This is a genomic window from Candidatus Zinderia endosymbiont of Aphrophora alni (assembly GCF_964019745.1).
Classification (GTDB): Bacteria; Pseudomonadota; Gammaproteobacteria; order Burkholderiales; family Burkholderiaceae.
Map to the genome: position 1 here is coordinate 154,961 of NZ_OZ026462.1, position 16,920 is coordinate 171,880.

Annotated in this window: 14 protein-coding genes, 1 tRNA gene and 1 pseudogene; 11 read left to right on the forward strand and 5 right to left on the reverse strand. The window is 17.0% G+C overall.

Features of this window, described 5'->3' with window-relative positions; translation table 11 throughout:
* Window positions 1-1,165 precede the first annotated feature (1,165 nt).
* Together ribB and ribH are read left to right on the forward strand one after the other, a co-directional pair.
* Window positions 1,166-1,759 (forward strand): annotated as a pseudogene (gene ribB, locus AACL00_RS00760) (3,4-dihydroxy-2-butanone-4-phosphate synthase); the annotation flags it as partial.
* Window positions 1,760-1,798: 39 nt separating this feature from the next.
* Entirely contained in the window at window positions 1,799-2,272 is a 474-nt protein-coding gene (gene ribH / locus AACL00_RS00765; RefSeq protein ID WP_339045114.1) for a 6,7-dimethyl-8-ribityllumazine synthase, read from the forward strand.
* A gap of 54 nt (window positions 2,273-2,326) precedes the next feature.
* On the opposite strand, the gene AACL00_RS00770 is transcribed toward ribH, so the two are convergent.
* Window positions 2,327-3,247 (reverse strand): signal recognition particle receptor subunit alpha, encoded by a 921-nt coding sequence (locus AACL00_RS00770; protein ID WP_339045115.1) that lies wholly within the window; start codon window positions 3,245-3,247, stop codon window positions 2,327-2,329.
* A 129-nt stretch (window positions 3,248-3,376) separates the two neighbouring features.
* Here AACL00_RS00770 and AACL00_RS00775 point away from each other — a divergent pair, with 129 nt between their 5' ends.
* The 9 genes from AACL00_RS00775 to AACL00_RS00815 all read left to right on the forward strand — a co-directional run bounded on the left by AACL00_RS00775 (window position 3,377) and on the right by AACL00_RS00815 (window position 11,565).
* Window positions 3,377-4,012, forward strand: coding sequence for an RsmD family RNA methyltransferase (locus AACL00_RS00775; protein WP_339045116.1), 636 nt, complete (start codon window positions 3,377-3,379; stop codon window positions 4,010-4,012).
* 128 nt (window positions 4,013-4,140) lie between these two features.
* Window positions 4,141-4,214, forward strand: a tRNA-Asn gene (locus tag AACL00_RS00780).
* Between the two features lie 166 nt (window positions 4,215-4,380).
* Window positions 4,381-5,808 carry an exodeoxyribonuclease I gene (gene sbcB / locus AACL00_RS00785; RefSeq protein ID WP_339045117.1) on the forward strand — a complete coding sequence of 476 codons (1,428 nt, stop codon included), beginning with the start codon at window positions 4,381-4,383 and terminating at the stop codon, window positions 5,806-5,808.
* Window positions 5,809-5,860: 52 nt separating this feature from the next.
* Entirely contained in the window at window positions 5,861-6,427 is a 567-nt protein-coding gene (locus tag AACL00_RS00790) for an aminodeoxychorismate/anthranilate synthase component II (RefSeq protein ID WP_339045118.1), read from the forward strand.
* 16 nt (window positions 6,428-6,443) lie between these two features.
* Window positions 6,444-7,469: an anthranilate phosphoribosyltransferase gene (gene trpD, locus AACL00_RS00795; protein WP_339045119.1), complete on the forward strand. Its 1,026-nt coding sequence runs from the start codon at window positions 6,444-6,446 to the stop codon at window positions 7,467-7,469.
* Between the two features lie 33 nt (window positions 7,470-7,502).
* Window positions 7,503-8,309 carry an indole-3-glycerol phosphate synthase TrpC gene (gene trpC / locus AACL00_RS00800; protein WP_339045120.1) on the forward strand — a complete coding sequence of 269 codons (807 nt, stop codon included), beginning with the start codon at window positions 7,503-7,505 and terminating at the stop codon, window positions 8,307-8,309.
* Between the two features lie 110 nt (window positions 8,310-8,419).
* On the forward strand, window positions 8,420-8,710 hold the full coding sequence (gene groES / locus AACL00_RS00805) for a co-chaperone GroES (protein WP_339045121.1): 291 nt from the start codon (window positions 8,420-8,422) through the stop codon (window positions 8,708-8,710).
* A gap of 32 nt (window positions 8,711-8,742) precedes the next feature.
* Window positions 8,743-10,383 (forward strand): chaperonin GroEL, encoded by a 1,641-nt coding sequence (gene groL / locus AACL00_RS00810; protein ID WP_339045122.1) that lies wholly within the window; start codon window positions 8,743-8,745, stop codon window positions 10,381-10,383.
* 177 nt (window positions 10,384-10,560) lie between these two features.
* A complete protein-coding gene (locus tag AACL00_RS00815) occupies window positions 10,561-11,565 on the forward strand; it encodes a hypothetical protein (protein ID WP_339045123.1) in 1,005 nt (334 codons plus the stop codon).
* A gap of 5 nt (window positions 11,566-11,570) precedes the next feature.
* On the opposite strand, the gene AACL00_RS00820 is transcribed toward AACL00_RS00815, so the two are convergent.
* From AACL00_RS00820 to pheS, 4 genes are read right to left on the reverse strand one after another with little or no spacing between them, the layout of a single operon-like run.
* Window positions 11,571-12,191, reverse strand: coding sequence for a LysE family translocator (locus AACL00_RS00820; RefSeq protein ID WP_339045124.1), 621 nt, complete (start codon window positions 12,189-12,191; stop codon window positions 11,571-11,573).
* A 6-nt stretch (window positions 12,192-12,197) separates the two neighbouring features.
* Window positions 12,198-13,463, reverse strand: a complete 1,266-nt coding sequence (locus tag AACL00_RS00825) for a D-amino acid dehydrogenase (protein WP_339045125.1) — start codon at window positions 13,461-13,463, stop codon at window positions 12,198-12,200.
* Window position 13,464: 1 nt separating this feature from the next.
* Window positions 13,465-15,834 carry a phenylalanine--tRNA ligase subunit beta gene (gene pheT, locus AACL00_RS00830; protein WP_339044809.1) on the reverse strand — a complete coding sequence of 790 codons (2,370 nt, stop codon included), beginning with the start codon at window positions 15,832-15,834 and terminating at the stop codon, window positions 13,465-13,467.
* Between the two features lie 53 nt (window positions 15,835-15,887).
* The gene (gene pheS / locus AACL00_RS00835; RefSeq protein ID WP_339044811.1) at window positions 15,888-16,907 is read right to left on the reverse strand and encodes a phenylalanine--tRNA ligase subunit alpha; all 1,020 of its coding nucleotides are present in this window, start codon (window positions 16,905-16,907) and stop codon (window positions 15,888-15,890) included.
* Window positions 16,908-16,920 lie beyond the last annotated feature (13 nt).

The window sequence follows — 16,920 nt, forward strand, 5'->3', positions numbered from 1 at the left end:
TTATATATATAATATATAAAATTATATTTTTTTTATATGAAAAAAAAAATAAAAAATTATTATTTTTAATATTTTAAAAAATATTTTTGAAAAAAATTTAAAATAATAATGGATAAATATTATTTTTAAAATATATGAAATATAATTTTATATATATAAAATTTAGGTTATTATAATAATAATTTTATTTTTAATTTTTATTATTTTTATTATAATTTTTATTATTTAATAAATAAATTATTTAAATAAATATTTAAAATAATTTTAAAAATTAATATTGGAATTAAAAAATTTGTTTTTGATTTATTAAAAAAATTTAATTTAATAAATATTTTTATAAATAATTATTTAATTTTTGAAATTTTAAAAATTTTATAAAAATTATAAAGAAAAAATTATTTTTTTTAATATTTCTTATTAAAAAAAATATTTAAACTATTTTTTGAAATTTTATTTGTTAATAAAATTTTAAATAATTTTTTATTTAATTTATTAATTAAAATTAAAAATAATTAATTAAAAAAATATTTCGTTTAAAAAATAAAAATTTTTTAGATAAACTATTAAATTTTAAAAAATATTTTTTAATTTTTAATTATAATTTATTATTTATAAATTATTTAATAAAAGTTTATTTTAAATATATAAATTTTATTAAATTTATAATAAATATGTTATATTTTAAAAAAAATATAATTTTTTTTATAAATTATAATTATTTTTTTAAAAAATATTATTTAAATATTTGTAATAAAAATATATTAATGTGTTAAAAAAAATATTTATGTAATTTTAATTTTTTTAATTTTCAAATTTTAAAAATATTATTATATATATTAATTTTATAATTATATTAAATATTATTTTAAAATTTAATTTAAATATTTTAAAATATTATAATTAATTTTAATTTTTATTAAATATTAATAATATAAGTATATTATATAAGAAAAAATATAATATATATTATAAATTTTTATTTGATATTAATATTATTAAATAAATAATTTATAAATTTAATATTGGAGAATTTTTAAAAATTTTAATTTTTGAAAATAATGTTTATTTATCAAATAAATATAATATATTTGATATAAATAATAATTTTTTTAATATAAATATTATAAATTAATATTTTTTTTAAAATATTTAAATAATATAAAATATGAATATATTTTCAATAAAAGAAATTATTGATGATTTTAGAAATGGTAAAATGGTAATAATGATTGATGATAAAAAAAGAGAAAATGAAGGTGATTTATTTTTAGCTTCTGATTTTGTAACTCATGATGCTATAAATTTTATGATTAAATATGCTAGAGGTTTAGTTTGTTTAACTTTAACTTCTAAACATTGTAAACGTTTACATTTACCTATGATGTCAATTTTTAATAATTCTAAATTTAAAACAAATTTTACTGTTTCAATAGAAGCTTCTACTGGAGTTACTACAGGTATTTCTGTTCCTGATAGAGTAAGAACTATTAAAGTAGCTTCTAATAAAAATGCTATTTTTACTGATATAGTTCAACCAGGTCATATTTTTCCTTTAAAAGCTGTAAAAGGAGGTGTTTTAAAAAGAGCAGGTCATACAGAAGCTGGATGTGATTTAGCAAAAATAGCTGGTTTAACACCTTTTTCTGTAATTTGTGAAATTATCAATGATAATGGATATATGGCACGTTTATCTGATTTATTAAAATTTTCAAGTTTTTTTAATATTAAAATAGGTATTATACGTGATTTAATTAAATATATAAAAAATAATAAATATAAATAATATTAATTTTTATATATGAATATAAAAAATAATTTTTTTATAAATGATTATATTTATAATAAAAATAATAAAAATTTATGCATTGGTATTGTACAATCTTGTTTTAATTATAAAATAAGTAGTAAATATTTTTTATATTGTTTTAAAACATTAAAAAAATTTAATATAAAAGAAAAAAATATTTTTTATAAAAAAGTACCTGGGGTATTAGAAATACCATTAATTTTAAAAAAATTAATTAAAAAAAAAAAAATTAATTCTTTAATTACTTTAGGAATTATAATAAAAGGTGAAACTTATCATTTTAAATTAATTTCTAATAATTCTTGGCATGCTATTACAAATATTAGTTTAAAATATAATATACCAATTATCAATTCTATTTTATCAGTATATAATAAAAAACAAGCTATTTTAAGAATTAAAAAAAATGGTATTTATGCTGCTAAAGCATCTATACAAATGGCAAATTTATGTTATTTTTTTTAAAAATTTAAATAAATTATATTTATTATTATAATTAAAAATAAAATAATTAATTATTTATGATAATAATGTATTTAAATAATTTATTATTTTAAATTCTTGAATATTTTCAATTTTTTCTCCTGTTGTTATAAAATAAATTGGAATTTTTTGATTTTTAGCTATAGATATTATTATCCCTCCTTTTGAACTACTATCAAATTTGGTAATTATTAAACCTGTTATTTTTAATTCTTTATGAAATTTTTTTATTTGTGATAATATATTTTGTCCATTATTAATATCTAATACTAATAATATTTCATGTGAATGTGTATTTATTTTATTTTCAATAGTTCTTTTAAGTTTTTTTAATTCCTCCATTAAATATTTTTGATTTGGTAATCTACCTGCAGTATCAATAATAACATTATCAATTTTTTTTGATTTTGCTGATTCTATAGCATTATTTGCTATAGCAGATGGATTACTAGATTTTTGAAATATTGTTTTTATTTTGTTTAAATCTCCAAAAAATTTTAATTGTTCATAAGCTCCAGCTCTAAATGTATCACAAGATGCTAATAATACAGTTTGTTTATTATCTAAAATAAATTTTGCAAGTTTTCCAACTACTGAGGTTTTACCTACGCCATTAATTCCTATTATTGTTATAATTAATGGTTTTTTTTTATTTAAAGAAAATTTTTTTTCTATTGGTGTTAAAATTTTAGTTAATAATTTTTGTAATTCGTTATAAATTTTTTTTTTTTTAGTTATTTTTTTTTTTAATTTTGAAATTAAAAAATTAGTTGTTTTTACTCCAGTATCTGAAGATAAAAATGTATTTTTTAATTTTTTTAAAAATATTTTTTTTGTTTCATCTTTTTTAAAAAAATTTTTTAAATTATTAAAAGTTTTTTTGGTTTTTTTTTTAAATTTTTCTAACCAAGATTTTTTATTTTTATTTTTTAAAGGTTTATTAAAATTTTTTAACATGTTATTATTATAATTTATTTAATTTTTATAAATTTATATATATATATATATATAAATATTTTTTTTTAAAAAATATTATGTATATTATATATATTAATTTATGTAAATAGAAATATATATATTTTATATATGAAATATTTAAAATTAAAAAAAAAAAAAAAAAATAAAAGAATACGTTTAATTTCAGGAAAATGGAAAGGTATTTTATTACCTTCATTAAAAAAAACATTTTTACGTCCAACTTTAACTAGAGTTAAAGGAGTACTTTTTGATTGGATTGATAATTTAATTAATAATAATTGGTCTATAATAAATTGTATTGATTTATTTGCTGGTTCTGGTTCTTTAAGTTTTGAAGCTGCTAGTAGAGGTTCAAAAAAAGTTTTTTTAATAGAAAAAAATAAAAATTTAGTTAATAAATTATTTTTTTTTAAAAAATATTTAAATGCTTCAAATGTTTTTATATTAAAATTTAATTCTTTTTTTTTTTTAAGAAGATCTATTTTTTATTTAAAAAAAAATAAAATTTATAAAAAATTTAATTTGATTTTTTTAGATCCTCCTTTTTATAAAGATTTTTTACCTAAAATGATTTTTTTTTGTTTAAATTTAATAACAAATGATGGTTTTTTATATGTAGAATTAGAACATTCTATTAATGAATTAAAATATTATAAATGTATGTTATATTGGGAAATAATAAATTTTTCAAAAACTAAAAAAATATATTTTTATATATTAAAAAAAAAAAATATTATTATATAAAATATATATTATATATTGTAATATATAATATATAATATATAATATATTATATAATAGATTATTTTTATATTTTTAAAAAAATTATGATTTATAATTATTTTTTTTTATAATTAAGTATATATTAAATATCCCTGATAGCTCAGTTTGGTAGAGCGACGGACTGTTAATCCGAAGGTCCCTGGTTCGACCCCAGGTCGGGGAGAAAAAATATAAAATGTTAATATTTTTTATAAAAATTTTTTATTTTAATAATAATTAATTTAAAAATTTATTTTTTTTAAAAATATAAATTTTAAATATATAAAATATTTTTATATTATATATATTATAAAAATATATTTTTATTTTAAAAAAAATATTTATTTATAATGAAAAATACTTTTTTATGGCATGATTATGAAACTTTTAGTTTAAACCCTAGATTTACTCGTCCTGCTCAATTTGCAGCTGTTAGAACTGATTTAGAATTAAATGAAATAGAAAAACCTATTTTAATATATTGTAAATTGGCAAATGATTTTATCCCTGATCCATCTTCTTGTTTAATAACTAAAATAACTCCTGGTTTTTGTTTTAAAAATGGTATTTCTGAAAATTTATTTGCAGAGAAAATTAAAAAAATAATGTCAGTTCCTAATACTATTAATGTTGGTTATAATAATATTTCTTTTGATGATGAAGTTACTAGATTTATGATGTGGCGTAATTTAATTGATCCTTATAGTCATACATGGAAAAAAAAATGTAGTCGTTGGGATTTGATAAATTTAATTAAAGCAGTATATATATTTAATAATAAAAGTATTTTTTGGCCTAAAGATAATGAAGGTTTTCCAAGTTTTAAATTAGAAAATTTAGTTAAAATAAATGGTTTATTAAATGTTAAATTACATGATGCTTTAGTTGATGTTAAATCTACTATTTTTTTAGCTAAAATTATTAAAAAAAATAATTTAAAATTATTTAATTTTTGTGTTGCTTTAAGACAAAAACAACGAGTTTTAATTGAAATTGGTTTTTATTCTAAAAAACCATTTTTATATATTTCAGGTTTTTTTTCTAGAAAATATAATTGTTTATCAATAATGTTATTTTTAACTATTAATCCATTTAATAAAAATGAAGTTTTAGCTTGGGATTTAAGCTATAATATATTTGATTTTGTTGATTTTAATAAAAATCGTATTAATGATTTTTTTATTAAACAAATAAAATTTATTTATACTAAAAAAAATAATAAATCTCCAATAAAAATAATTTATTTAAATAAATCTCCATTTGTTGTAAATAATCTTAAAGTTTTATCTAAAAAAATTTTAAAAAAATTCAAAATTAAAATTGATGTAATTTATAAAAATTTTATTAATATTTCTAAAATAATTAATTGTAATTTTGTTTTTAATGATATTTTTTATAAATTTTCTAAAAAAAAAATTGATATAGAATATAATTTATATGAAAATTTTATTTCTGAAAATGATAAAAAAAAATTATTAGAAATTAAAAAATTATTTTTTTTAAAAAAAAATAAAAAAATTTATTTTGAAAATAAATCTTTAAAAGATTTAGTTTTTCGTTATAAAGCGCGTAATTTTTATGAAATTTTGTCTTTAAAAGAAAAGAAAGAATGGAGTAACTATTTATGTTCAGTTTTTTTTTTTAATAAAAATAATTTTTTTACTATAAATAAATGTTTAAAAAAAATTTTGTTTTTAAAAAAACAGTCAAATAATTATGAAAAAAAAATTTTAAATTCATTATTAAAATATATTAAATTTTTAATTTTAAAAATATAATTTTTTTAAAATATTTTTTAAAAATTTATATTATAAAATATTTTTTAAAAATATGATTTTAATGATAGATAATTATGATTCTTTTACTTATAATATTGTTTATTATTTTAAAGAATTAGGAAAAAAAGTAATTGTTTTTCGTAATGATGAAATTACTATTAAACAAATTAAAAAAATTAATCCTAAATATATATGTTTATCTCCAGGTCCAGGAAGACCAATTGATGCTGGAATATGTATTGAAGTTATTATTAATCTTGGAAAATATTTCCCAATTTTAGGTGTATGTTTAGGACATCAAGCAATAGGAGAGGCTTTTGGAGCAAAAATAATAACAGCAAAGAAAATTATGCATGGTAAAATTTCTAAAATTATTCATAATGGTTCTGGAATTTTTAAAAATATTCCTAATTATTATAATGTAGTTCGTTATCATTCTTTAGCAATTGATAGAAAATTTTTGCCTAATTGTTTGAAAATTATATCTATTACTAATGATGGAGAAATAATGGCTATTAAACATAAAAAATATAATTTATATGGTGTACAATTTCATCCTGAATCTATATTATCTCAATATGGACACTTTTTATTACAAAATTTTTTATATTTAAAATAATATATATTATATATTTATGTTTATAAAAAAGATACTTATTGATTGTTTAGAAAAAAAAAATCTTAATTATAATGATGTAACAAAATTATTTAATAAAATTTTTAAAAATAAATTATCTCTAGTATTAATTACTGCTATTATTATTGCTTTAAGGTCTAAAGGTGAAAGTATAGAAGAAATTATAGCTATTGTAAAAGTTTTACGTAAATTTTTAATAATTATTCCTAATAATAATAATAAAGTTAAAGATTTTTTAGATATTGTTGGCACAGGTGGGGATTTATATAATACTTTTAATATATCAACAGCTTCCATGTTTGTTGTAGCTGCTGCTGGTGTAAAAATTGCAAAACATGGTGGAAGATTTATTTCTTCTTCTTCTGGTAGCGCTGATGTTTTAGAGGAATTAGGAGTTAATATTAATTTAAAATCTAAATATTTATTAAAATGCATTTCAAAAACTGGTATAGGTTTTATGCTTTCTTCAAATTATTATAAATGTATAAAAAATATTTCTTTTTTACGTAAAGAATTGAAAATAAAAACTATTTTTAATATAATTGCGCCATTAGTAAATCCTCTTAATGTTCAAAAAATTTTTATGGGTGTTTTTAATAAAAATTTAATAAAAATTCAAATTTATGCATTAAAATGTTTAAATTTTAAAAAAGCTATAGTATTATGTGGTGAGGATGGTTTAGATGAAGTAACATTAAATGGTTATACATATATTGCTGAATTAATAAATAATAAAATTGTTAAATATAAAATACATCCTCAATATTTTGGTATTAATATTGTTTCTAGTAATGCTTTTAAAGTTAATAATGTTAAAGATTCTAAACAAAAAATACTTGATGTATTTTATGGTAAGAAATCTCATTATTATGATATAGTTGTATTAAATTCTGCTGTTATATTATATTTTTCTAAAATTTCTCTCTCTATTAGAGAAGGAATTTCTAAGGCATGTGAAATAATTAATAATGGTTTGGCTTTAAAAAAATTAAATCAATTTATATATGTAACAAATAATTTTTAAAAAAAATAATTTTTTTTATTATATTAAAAAATTATGCAAAATATTTTAAAGAAAATTATAAAAACAAAAAAAAGGGAAATTTCTTTTTCAAAAAAAACAAATAATTTTTTTAAAATACGTAATTTAGCTGAAAAAAAATTTAAAAATTTTAAAAAAAAAAGAGGATTTGAAAAATTTTTAATAGAAAAAACTTCTAGTGGTATTTCTGCTATAATAGCAGAAATAAAAAAAGCTTCTCCTATTAAAGGTTTAATAAAAAAAAAATTTAATCCTAATAAATTAGCTATTAATTATTATAATTATGGCGCTACTTGTTTGTCAGTTTTAACAGATAAAAATTTTTTTTATGGTTCTTATAATGATTTATTAGAAGTTAAAAAATCCTGTAAATTACCTATTTTGTGTAAAGATTTTGTTATTGATTTATATCAAATATATGAGATGTATTTATATGGTGCTGATGCTATACTTCTTATATCGTCTTTATTGAATTCTGAACAAATGTTTGAATTTGAAATTTGCGCTAATAATTTAGGTATGGATGTTTTAGTGGAAGTACATAATTATAAAGATATTGAAAAATCTTATAATTTAAAAACATCTTTAATAGGAATAAATAATCGTAATTTAAATACTTTTAAAATTTCAATAAAAAATACTAATAATTTATTAAAACATATTCCTAAAAATAAATTAATTATTACAGAATCTGGTATTTATACAAAAAATAATATTAAATATATTAAAAAATTAAAAGTTAATATATTTTTAATTGGAGAGGTTTTTATGAAATCTTTAAATCCTGGATTAAAATTATTTAATATGTTTTATAAAAAGTAAAAATTTTAAAAATTATATAATTTTTTTAAAATTTTTTAATGATTATTTTTATTTAAATAAATATTTATATTTATATTTATTTTTTTAAAAAAAATTTCTTAGGATTTTATATGAAAATTCGTCCTCTTTATGATCGTGTTATAGTAGAACGTTTAGCACAAGAAACTAAAACTATTTCTGGGATTGTTTTACCAGATACAGCAACAGAAAAGCCAGATCAAGGAAAAATAATTTCAGTAGGAAAAGGTAAGATTTTAGAAAATGGCAAAATTTGTCCTTTATCTGTAAAAGTTGGTGATTATGTTTTATTTGGTAAATATTCTGGACAATCAGTAAAAATTGAAGGTAAAGAATTATTAGTTATGAAAGAAGAAGATTTATTTGCTATTATTGAAAAATAATTAATTATTAAATTTTTTTTTAGGATTATAAAATGTCAGCAAAACAAATAATTTTTGGTCATGATGCTCGTGAAAAAATTGTTAATGGAGTAAATATATTAGCTAATGCTGTAAAAGTAACTTTAGGTCCTAAAGGGCGTAATGTAGTTTTAGAGCGTAGTTTTGGTTCTCCAATTGTTACTAAAGATGGTGTTACAGTAGCAAAAGAAATTGAATTAAAAGATAAATTTGAAAATATGGGTGCTCAATTAGTTAAAGAGGTTGCTTCTAAAACTTCAGGAAATGCTGGTGATGGTACAACAACAGCTACTGTTTTAGCTCAAGCTATTGTTCGTGAAGGTTTTAAATCTGTAGCTGCTGGTTTTAATCCTACTGATTTAAAAAGAGGAATAGATAAAGCAGTAAAAAAAATTATTTCAGAAATTAAAAAATTATCAAAACCTACAACAACTAGTAAAGAAATTGCACAAGTTGGTTCAATTTCTGCAAATTCTGATATTGATATTGGAAATATTATTGCTAAAGCTATGGATAAAGTTGGTAGAGAAGGTGTAATTACTGTTGAAGATGGAAAATCATTAGAAAATGAATTAGAAATTGTAGAAGGTATGCAATTTGATAGAGGATATTTATCAGCATATTTTATTAATAATCAAGAAAAACAAGTTATTATTTTAGAAAATCCTTATATTTTATTATTTGATAAAAAAATTTCTAATATTAGAGATTTATTACCATTATTAGAACAAATAGCTAAAACAAATAGACCTTTATTAATTATTGCTGAAGATGTAGAAGGTGAGGCATTAGCAACTTTAGTTGTAAATAGTATAAGAGGAATTTTAAAAACAGCAGCTGTTAAAGCGCCTGGTTTTGGAGATCGTCGTAAAGCTATGTTAGAAGATATTGCTATTCTTACAGGTGGTACTGTAATTGCAGAAGAAGTTGGATTAACTTTAGAAAAAACCTCTTTATTAGAATTAGGACAAGCTAAAAAAATTGAAATAGCAAAAGAAAATACTATTATTATTAATGGAAATGGTAAAACTTCTGCTATTAATGCTAGAGTTAAACAAATTAGAACTCAAATAGAAGAAGCAACTTCTGATTATGATAAAGAAAAATTACAAGAACGTGTAGCAAAATTAGCGGGAGGTGTAGCTTTAATAAAAGTTGGTGCTGCTACAGAAGTAGAAATGAAAGAAAAAAAAGCACGTGTTGAAGATGCTTTACATGCTACTAGAGCAGCTGTAGAAGAAGGTGTTGTACCTGGTGGTGGAGTTGCTTTATTAAGAGCTAGATCTAATCTTAAAAATTTAAAAGGCGATAATGCTGATCAAGAAGCAGGTATAAAAATTGTTTTAAGAGCTATAGAAGAGCCTTTAAGACAAATAGTTTTTAATTCTGGAGATGAACCTGGAGTTGTAATAAATAAAGTAGAAGCAGGTATTGGAAACTTTGGTTATAATGCTGCTAATGGAACTTATGGTGATTTAGTAAAATTTGGTGTTTTAGATCCAGCAAAAGTTACTCGTTCAGCATTACAAAATGCTTCATCTGTTGCTGGTTTAATTTTAACTACTGATGCTTTAATTGTAGAGCTTTTAGAAGAAAAATCTATGAATATTCCTCAACCTGGTGGTATGGGTGGAGGAATGGAAGGTATGATGTAATTTTAATTTATATATTTTTTTTTTTATAAAAAAATATTTTATTTATAATTTTTTATTCGGATGACGTAAATGGTAAACGTATAGTATTTTTAAATATTATAATAAAAATTATTTTGGTTCAAATCCAATTTCCGATTATATATAAAATATTAATATAATAAATATAATTTTAAAAATATGTTATTTCCTTGGTTTAAAAAATTTTGGAAGAAAATAAATTATTTACGTAATAAATTACCTAATGTTATTTTATTTTATGGTAATTATGGTATAGGAAAAGTTAATTTTGTTCAATATTTTGCTAAATCTTTATTATGTGAAAATTTTTTTTCTAAGAAAAAAATATGTAATAAAAAAGAATTTTGTATTTCTTGTTTTTGGTTTAATAAAAATATTCATCCTGATTATTTTTCTATATTACCTGAAGTTATAAATAAAAATGAAAAATCTATTTATTTAAATAAATTATTATTAAATAAATTAAATATTAACCAAATAAAATTATTAATAAAATTTACTTATTTTACTAATAGTTTATGTAATTTAAAAGTAATATTATTAAGTGATATTGAATCTTTAAATATTTTTTCTGCTAATTCTTTATTAAAAATTTTAGAAGAACCACCAAAAAAAGTAATATTTTTATTAATAGCAAATAATTTAAAAAAAATATTACCAACAATTTTATCTCGTTGTTATAAAATAATATTAAGAAAACCTTCTTATGAAGAAAGTTTATTTTGGCTTAAAAAAAAATCTTTAAAAAATATTGAAGAATTATTTTTTAATAGCGGAGGTTTTCCTATTTTAGCTTTAAAATATTTTTATAAAAATTATTATTTTTTTTTAAAAAAATTTTTTTCTTTTCTTTTTTATCCTAAAAATGTTGATATTAATAATTTATCTAAATATTTATTAAAAATTGATATTAAAAGTTTACTTTTAATATTACAACTTTGGTTATATGATTTATTTTTTTTAAAAACTACAAATAATATTTATTATTTTTTTCATTTTAAAAAAAAATTATTATTTTTAGTTCAAAAAACTACAATTTTAAAAATTAATTTTTTATTAAAAAAAATTAATAATGAAATATTATTATATTCAGAATTTTTATCTTCTTATTTATTTATTGAAAGTTTATTAATAGAATATCAATTAATTTTTTTTAATTTTTAAAAAAATTATAAATAAAGACTTAATGCTATTAATATTAAAATACTACCTAAAATACGATTTTGTATTTTTATCATTTTTTTATTTTTAAAAAAATATTGTAATTTATTAGCTGTAAAAGCATATAATATCATTATAATTCCATCTATTGTCATCATTATAATAGACATAAATATAGCTTGTTTAATTATAGGCTCAGTATTATTAATAAATTTAGGAAGAGTAGTCATCATAAAAATAATTGCTTTTGGATTAGTTATATTAGTTATAAAACCCATTAAAAATTTTTGTAAAAATGATAAATTATATTTAATATTATTTTTATTTTTAGTATATATATTAATTATTGGTGCATTCCATTGTGAATAACCTAAATATATTAACCATAAACTACCAAAAATTTTTATTGTTGGTATTATTAATTTTGTATTTGACATTAATTTATTAGTGCATATTGTAATTAAAGTTATTATTATTCCTAAAGCGATTTCTTGTCCTAATATTGATATATTAGTTTTTTTCCATCCATAATTTAAACCATAACTTATAGTTAATATAGCTCCGGCTCCTGGAGATATAGAACTAAAAAGGGTAAATAATAAAAAAGTTATTATTTTTTCTTTTAACATATATTTTTATTTTTTAATTCCTAAAAAATTAAAATTTATATTAGGTAAACGATTAGAAATTATTTCTGAAATTGCAAATCCAGAACCAAAACTCATAGTCCAACCTAGCGCTCCATGTCCTGTATTTAAAAATAAATTTTTAAATTTAGTTTTTCCAATATATGGTATGTTTGTAGGGGTTAATGGTCTTATCCCTGCCCAATATTTAGGTTTTTTATAATTACAAGCTTTGGGAAATAATTTTTTTATTCTTTTTGTTAAAAATTCACATTTTTTTTTATTTAATTCTCTTGTTAAATAACCATTTAATTCACAAATCCCTGCTATTCTTAATTTATTTTTTAATCTTGATATTACTAATTTATATTTATCATCTATAATTGAAATATTAGGGGTTTTTTTAAAATTTATAATTTTATATGTTGCTGAATATCCTTTTATAGGGTACATTAATAAATTAATACCTATTGGTTTTAATAAAAATTTAGAATTTATACCAGCTGTTATAAGATAAATATCTGCTTTAAAATTTTTATAAAATCCTAATTTATTAATAGTTTCAATTTTATTAATATATTTTTTTTTTTTTATTATTTTTGTAATAGTAGTATTAAAATTAAAAATTACTCCTTTTTTTTTTAAAATTTTTGTTAATTTAATTGCCATTTTATAAATATTCCCTGATTCATCTGAATTTGTAAAATCTCCGCAAAAAAAATTTTTTTTATTATTTTTTAAAGATGGTTCAATATTTAAAATATCTTGTATATTTAAAATTTTTCTTTTACAACCTAAATCATTCATAAGATTTATTATAGGAATAGAAGATTTAAAATCTTCTTCTTTTGTATAAAGTTTTAAAATTCCATTTTTTAAATGATCATAATTTATATTTGTTTTTTTTCTTAATATTTTTAATATTTTTTTACTATATTGACAAAGTGATAAAATTTGTTTACAGTTATTAACTGTTTTAAAAGGAAAACATTCATTTAAAAAATTTTTTATCCATTTAAATTTAAATGTTTTTAATTTCATTTTTATATAAATTGGAGAATTTTTTTTATTTATCCATTTTAATATTTTAAAAGGTGTTAAAGGATTTGACCAAGGTTCTGAATTTGATTCAGAAATTTGACATCCATTTGCAAAGCTTGTTTCTTGTGCTACTCCAGATTGTCTATCAATAATAATAATTTTATGTCCTTCTTTATTTAAAAACCATGCTGATGTTATTCCTATAATCCCTGCACCTAAAATTATAATTTTCATTTTAAAAATTTCTTAATTTTATTTTATAAATTTTAGAGATTTCTTTAATAATAGAATTAATAATTAAATTAATAATTTTAGAATTTAAATTTTCTGTTTTTCCTTGAATTATTATTTTGAAAGAAAGACTTTTTTTATTTTTTTTTATTAATATATCTTTATATTGATCAAATAATATTATTTTTTTTATAAAATTAAAATTTTTATTTATTTTTTTAATTTTTTTAAAAGTTTTAAATATTGATTGAACTTGAATTTTTTCATCTATTATAAATGATATATCTCTAGATATTTCTGGAAAATTAGAAATTTTTTTATATTTAATTTTTTTTTTTTTTTTAAATGCTTTAGCTTTTATTTCAAAAATTATTGGTGTAAGTTTTAAATTATATTTTTTTTGTAAATATGGATGTATTATTCCTATAAATCCAATTTTTTTTTTATTTAAAATTATTTTTAAAGAATATTTTGGATGAAATGATGGATGATATGTATTATAAAAATATAATTTATGTTGTATAAATAAATTTTCTAAATCTGATTTAATATCAAAAAAATCTATATTGCGTGATTTAACCCCCCATTGCTCATCAAATAATTTTCCATAACTTATACAAGTTATATATTTTTCTTGTTTATAACCTTTTATTTTATATTGACTATTTTGAATATTTTTATTTATTTTAAAAATTGTACCTATTTCAAATAAACGTATTCTATTTTTTTTATATTTAATATTATGTTTAATATTAATTATTAAATTTGGTATTAAAGATGATCTTAAAACATTCATTTTATTTGAAATTGGGTTAAGTATTTTAATTTGTTTTGTATTTTTCATAAAATCTGTTTCTAATTTATCACTTGTAAAACTATAATTTATTACTTCTTGATAATCAAGGTTTGCAATTAAATTTCTTATTTTTGTAAATGGTATATTTTTTTTTGGAGTTAATTCTATTATATTTATAGTTTTTGGAGGAATACTAGGAATATTTTTATATCCATATATTCTAGCAATTTCTTCAATTATATCTTCTTCTATTTTTAAATCAAATCTATAATTAGGAGGAGTTAAATAAAAAATATTTTTTTTTTTATAACTAGTGATATTTAATTTTTTAAAAATTTTTTCAATTTTTTTATTTTCTATATTTATACCAATAATTTTTTTGATTTTTTTTTTTTTAAATTGTATTATTTTTTGTTTATATTTATTTATTAAAATATCATTTATGGGTCCTATTAAAGTTTTTGAAGTACCACAAATATTAAATATTAAATATGTAATTCTTTCTAAAGCATTAATTATATTTAAATAATCTATTTTTTTTTCAAAAATTTTTGAAGAATTAGTAGATAAATTATATGTATTTAAAATTTTTTTTATATTTTTTTTTTTCCAACATCCAGCTTCTATATAAATATTTTTTGTTTTATTATTAACAATAATATTTTTACTATTTATAACTCCTATTAAAGATAAAATTTTTGTTTCATCTGAAATAATTCCTATTTTTTTTTTTATTTTTATTTTTTTTTTATTTAATAAATTTATTACTTCATCTTTTTTTCCAAAATCTATATTTAAATTACCTTTTATTTTATCTAAATCTATTATATTAAAAAAAAATCCTGTTTCTAATGTTACATAATTTATAATATCTATAATTGTTGAGACTTGTTTTTTACCACTTATTTTTAATCTATATTTCATCCATATTGGTATTGGATTATTTATATTTAAATTTTTTATAATTCTTCCTGAAAAACGATTACATAATTTATTATTAATAATATTAATTTTTAAATTATCTTTAGTATTAATAATGTTTTTATAATTTATTTTTGTTTTTATTTTAGTATTTGTTAAAGTAGCTATTTCTCTAGCAATTCCATTAATAGATAAACAATCAGGTCTATTATTAGGAATATTAAGTGTAAAAATAGTATCTTTTATATTTTTTTTAAAATAAATTTCTCCGTTTATTTTATTTTTTGATAATTTAATAATATTTTTGTTATAATTTTCTAATAAATTTATTTCATAATAAGAAAAAAATTTTCTTTGTAAATTTTTTTTATTTTTTTTTAAACAAATAGTTTTTAATCCTAATTTAATATTAAAATTATTTGTTATAATATATATTATTTTATTTATATTAGTTTTATTTATATGTATTTTACATATATTAATATTATTACATCTATTTATTTTAATTATTTCACCTATTATTAAATTTGTATTTGTTTTTTTGAAAATTTCAATTTTTTCTACTTCTATTCCAGACATTGTTAATAAATTTGAAAGTTTATATGAATTAATTTTAAGATTAATTATAGTTTTTAACCAATTTTTTGAAAGTAACATTTAAAATTTTAATTAAAATATTAATTTTATATATTAAATTAATTTAAAATAATTTATTTAAATTGTTTTAAAAAATCTAAATTTCCATTATATAGTAATTTTATATCATTTATACCATATTTTAACATTGTTAATCTTTCAATACCTGTTCCAAAAGCAATTCCTGAAAATAAGTTAGTATTTATATTAATATTTTTCATTACATTTGGATGAATTTGTCCAGCGCCTGAAACTTCTAACCATTTATTTTTAAAATGTCCTTCTTTAAAAAGAATATCAATTTCTGCTGATGGTTCAGTAAAAGGAAAATATGAAGGTCTAAATCTAATTTTTATATTATCATTTTTAAAAAAAAATTTTATAAAATTTAAATATATATATTTTAAATTTGAAAAATTTATATTTTTATCAATCCAAAAACCTTCTATTTGATGAAACATTGGAGAATGATTTTTATCATTATCAACTCTGTAAACTTTTCCAGTAGATATAATTTTTATAGGAGGTTTATTTTTTATTGAATATCTTATTTGCATAGCGCTAGTATGAGTTCTTAATAATAATTGATTATTTTCTTTATCTTTTGCATTAATATAAAATGTATCATGCATAGATCTTGCGGGGTGATTTTTAGGACTATTTAAAGCTGTAAAATTTATTGAATCAGTTTCAATTTCTGGACCTTCTATTTTTTTAAAACCTATAGAAAAAAAAAAATTTTCAATTTTTTCAAGTACTTTATTAATTGGATGTATATTACCAATTTTTTTTCCTCTTCCTGGTAAAGTTAAATCAATATTTTTATTTAAATTTAATTTTTTTTTTATATTAATTTTATTAAATTTAATTTTAAATTTTTTGAAAATTTTTTCTATTTTTTTTTTAATTTTATTAATTTTTATTGCTTCTTTTTTTTTTTTTTCTTTTAAAAATGTAGATAATTTTTTTATTTGTATTGTTATTTTTCCATTTTTTCCTAAATATTTTGATTTTTCATATATTAATTCATTGATATTTTTAGCTTTAGAAAATTTTTTTTTTATTTTTTTAAAAAATTCTTCAAAATTTATCATTTTTTAAATATTT

Coding starts and splice junctions, on each gene's coding strand:
- ribH (WP_339045114.1), top strand. CDS start 1,799: ATGAATATAAAAAATAATTTTTTTATAAATGATTATATTTATAATAAA.
- AACL00_RS00770 (WP_339045115.1), bottom strand. CDS start 3,247: ATGTTAAAAAATTTTAATAAACCTTTAAAAAATAAAAATAAAAAATCT.
- AACL00_RS00775 (WP_339045116.1), top strand. CDS start 3,377: ATGAAATATTTAAAATTAAAAAAAAAAAAAAAAAATAAAAGAATACGT.
- sbcB (WP_339045117.1), top strand. CDS start 4,381: ATGAAAAATACTTTTTTATGGCATGATTATGAAACTTTTAGTTTAAAC.
- AACL00_RS00790 (WP_339045118.1), top strand. CDS start 5,861: ATGATTTTAATGATAGATAATTATGATTCTTTTACTTATAATATTGTT.
- trpD (WP_339045119.1), top strand. CDS start 6,444: ATGTTTATAAAAAAGATACTTATTGATTGTTTAGAAAAAAAAAATCTT.
- trpC (WP_339045120.1), top strand. CDS start 7,503: ATGCAAAATATTTTAAAGAAAATTATAAAAACAAAAAAAAGGGAAATT.
- groES (WP_339045121.1), top strand. CDS start 8,420: ATGAAAATTCGTCCTCTTTATGATCGTGTTATAGTAGAACGTTTAGCA.
- groL (WP_339045122.1), top strand. CDS start 8,743: ATGTCAGCAAAACAAATAATTTTTGGTCATGATGCTCGTGAAAAAATT.
- AACL00_RS00815 (WP_339045123.1), top strand. CDS start 10,561: ATGTTATTTCCTTGGTTTAAAAAATTTTGGAAGAAAATAAATTATTTA.
- AACL00_RS00820 (WP_339045124.1), bottom strand. CDS start 12,191: ATGTTAAAAGAAAAAATAATAACTTTTTTATTATTTACCCTTTTTAGT.
- AACL00_RS00825 (WP_339045125.1), bottom strand. CDS start 13,463: ATGAAAATTATAATTTTAGGTGCAGGGATTATAGGAATAACATCAGCA.
- pheT (WP_339044809.1), bottom strand. CDS start 15,834: ATGTTACTTTCAAAAAATTGGTTAAAAACTATAATTAATCTTAAAATT.
- pheS (WP_339044811.1), bottom strand. CDS start 16,907: ATGATAAATTTTGAAGAATTTTTTAAAAAAATAAAAAAAAAATTTTCT.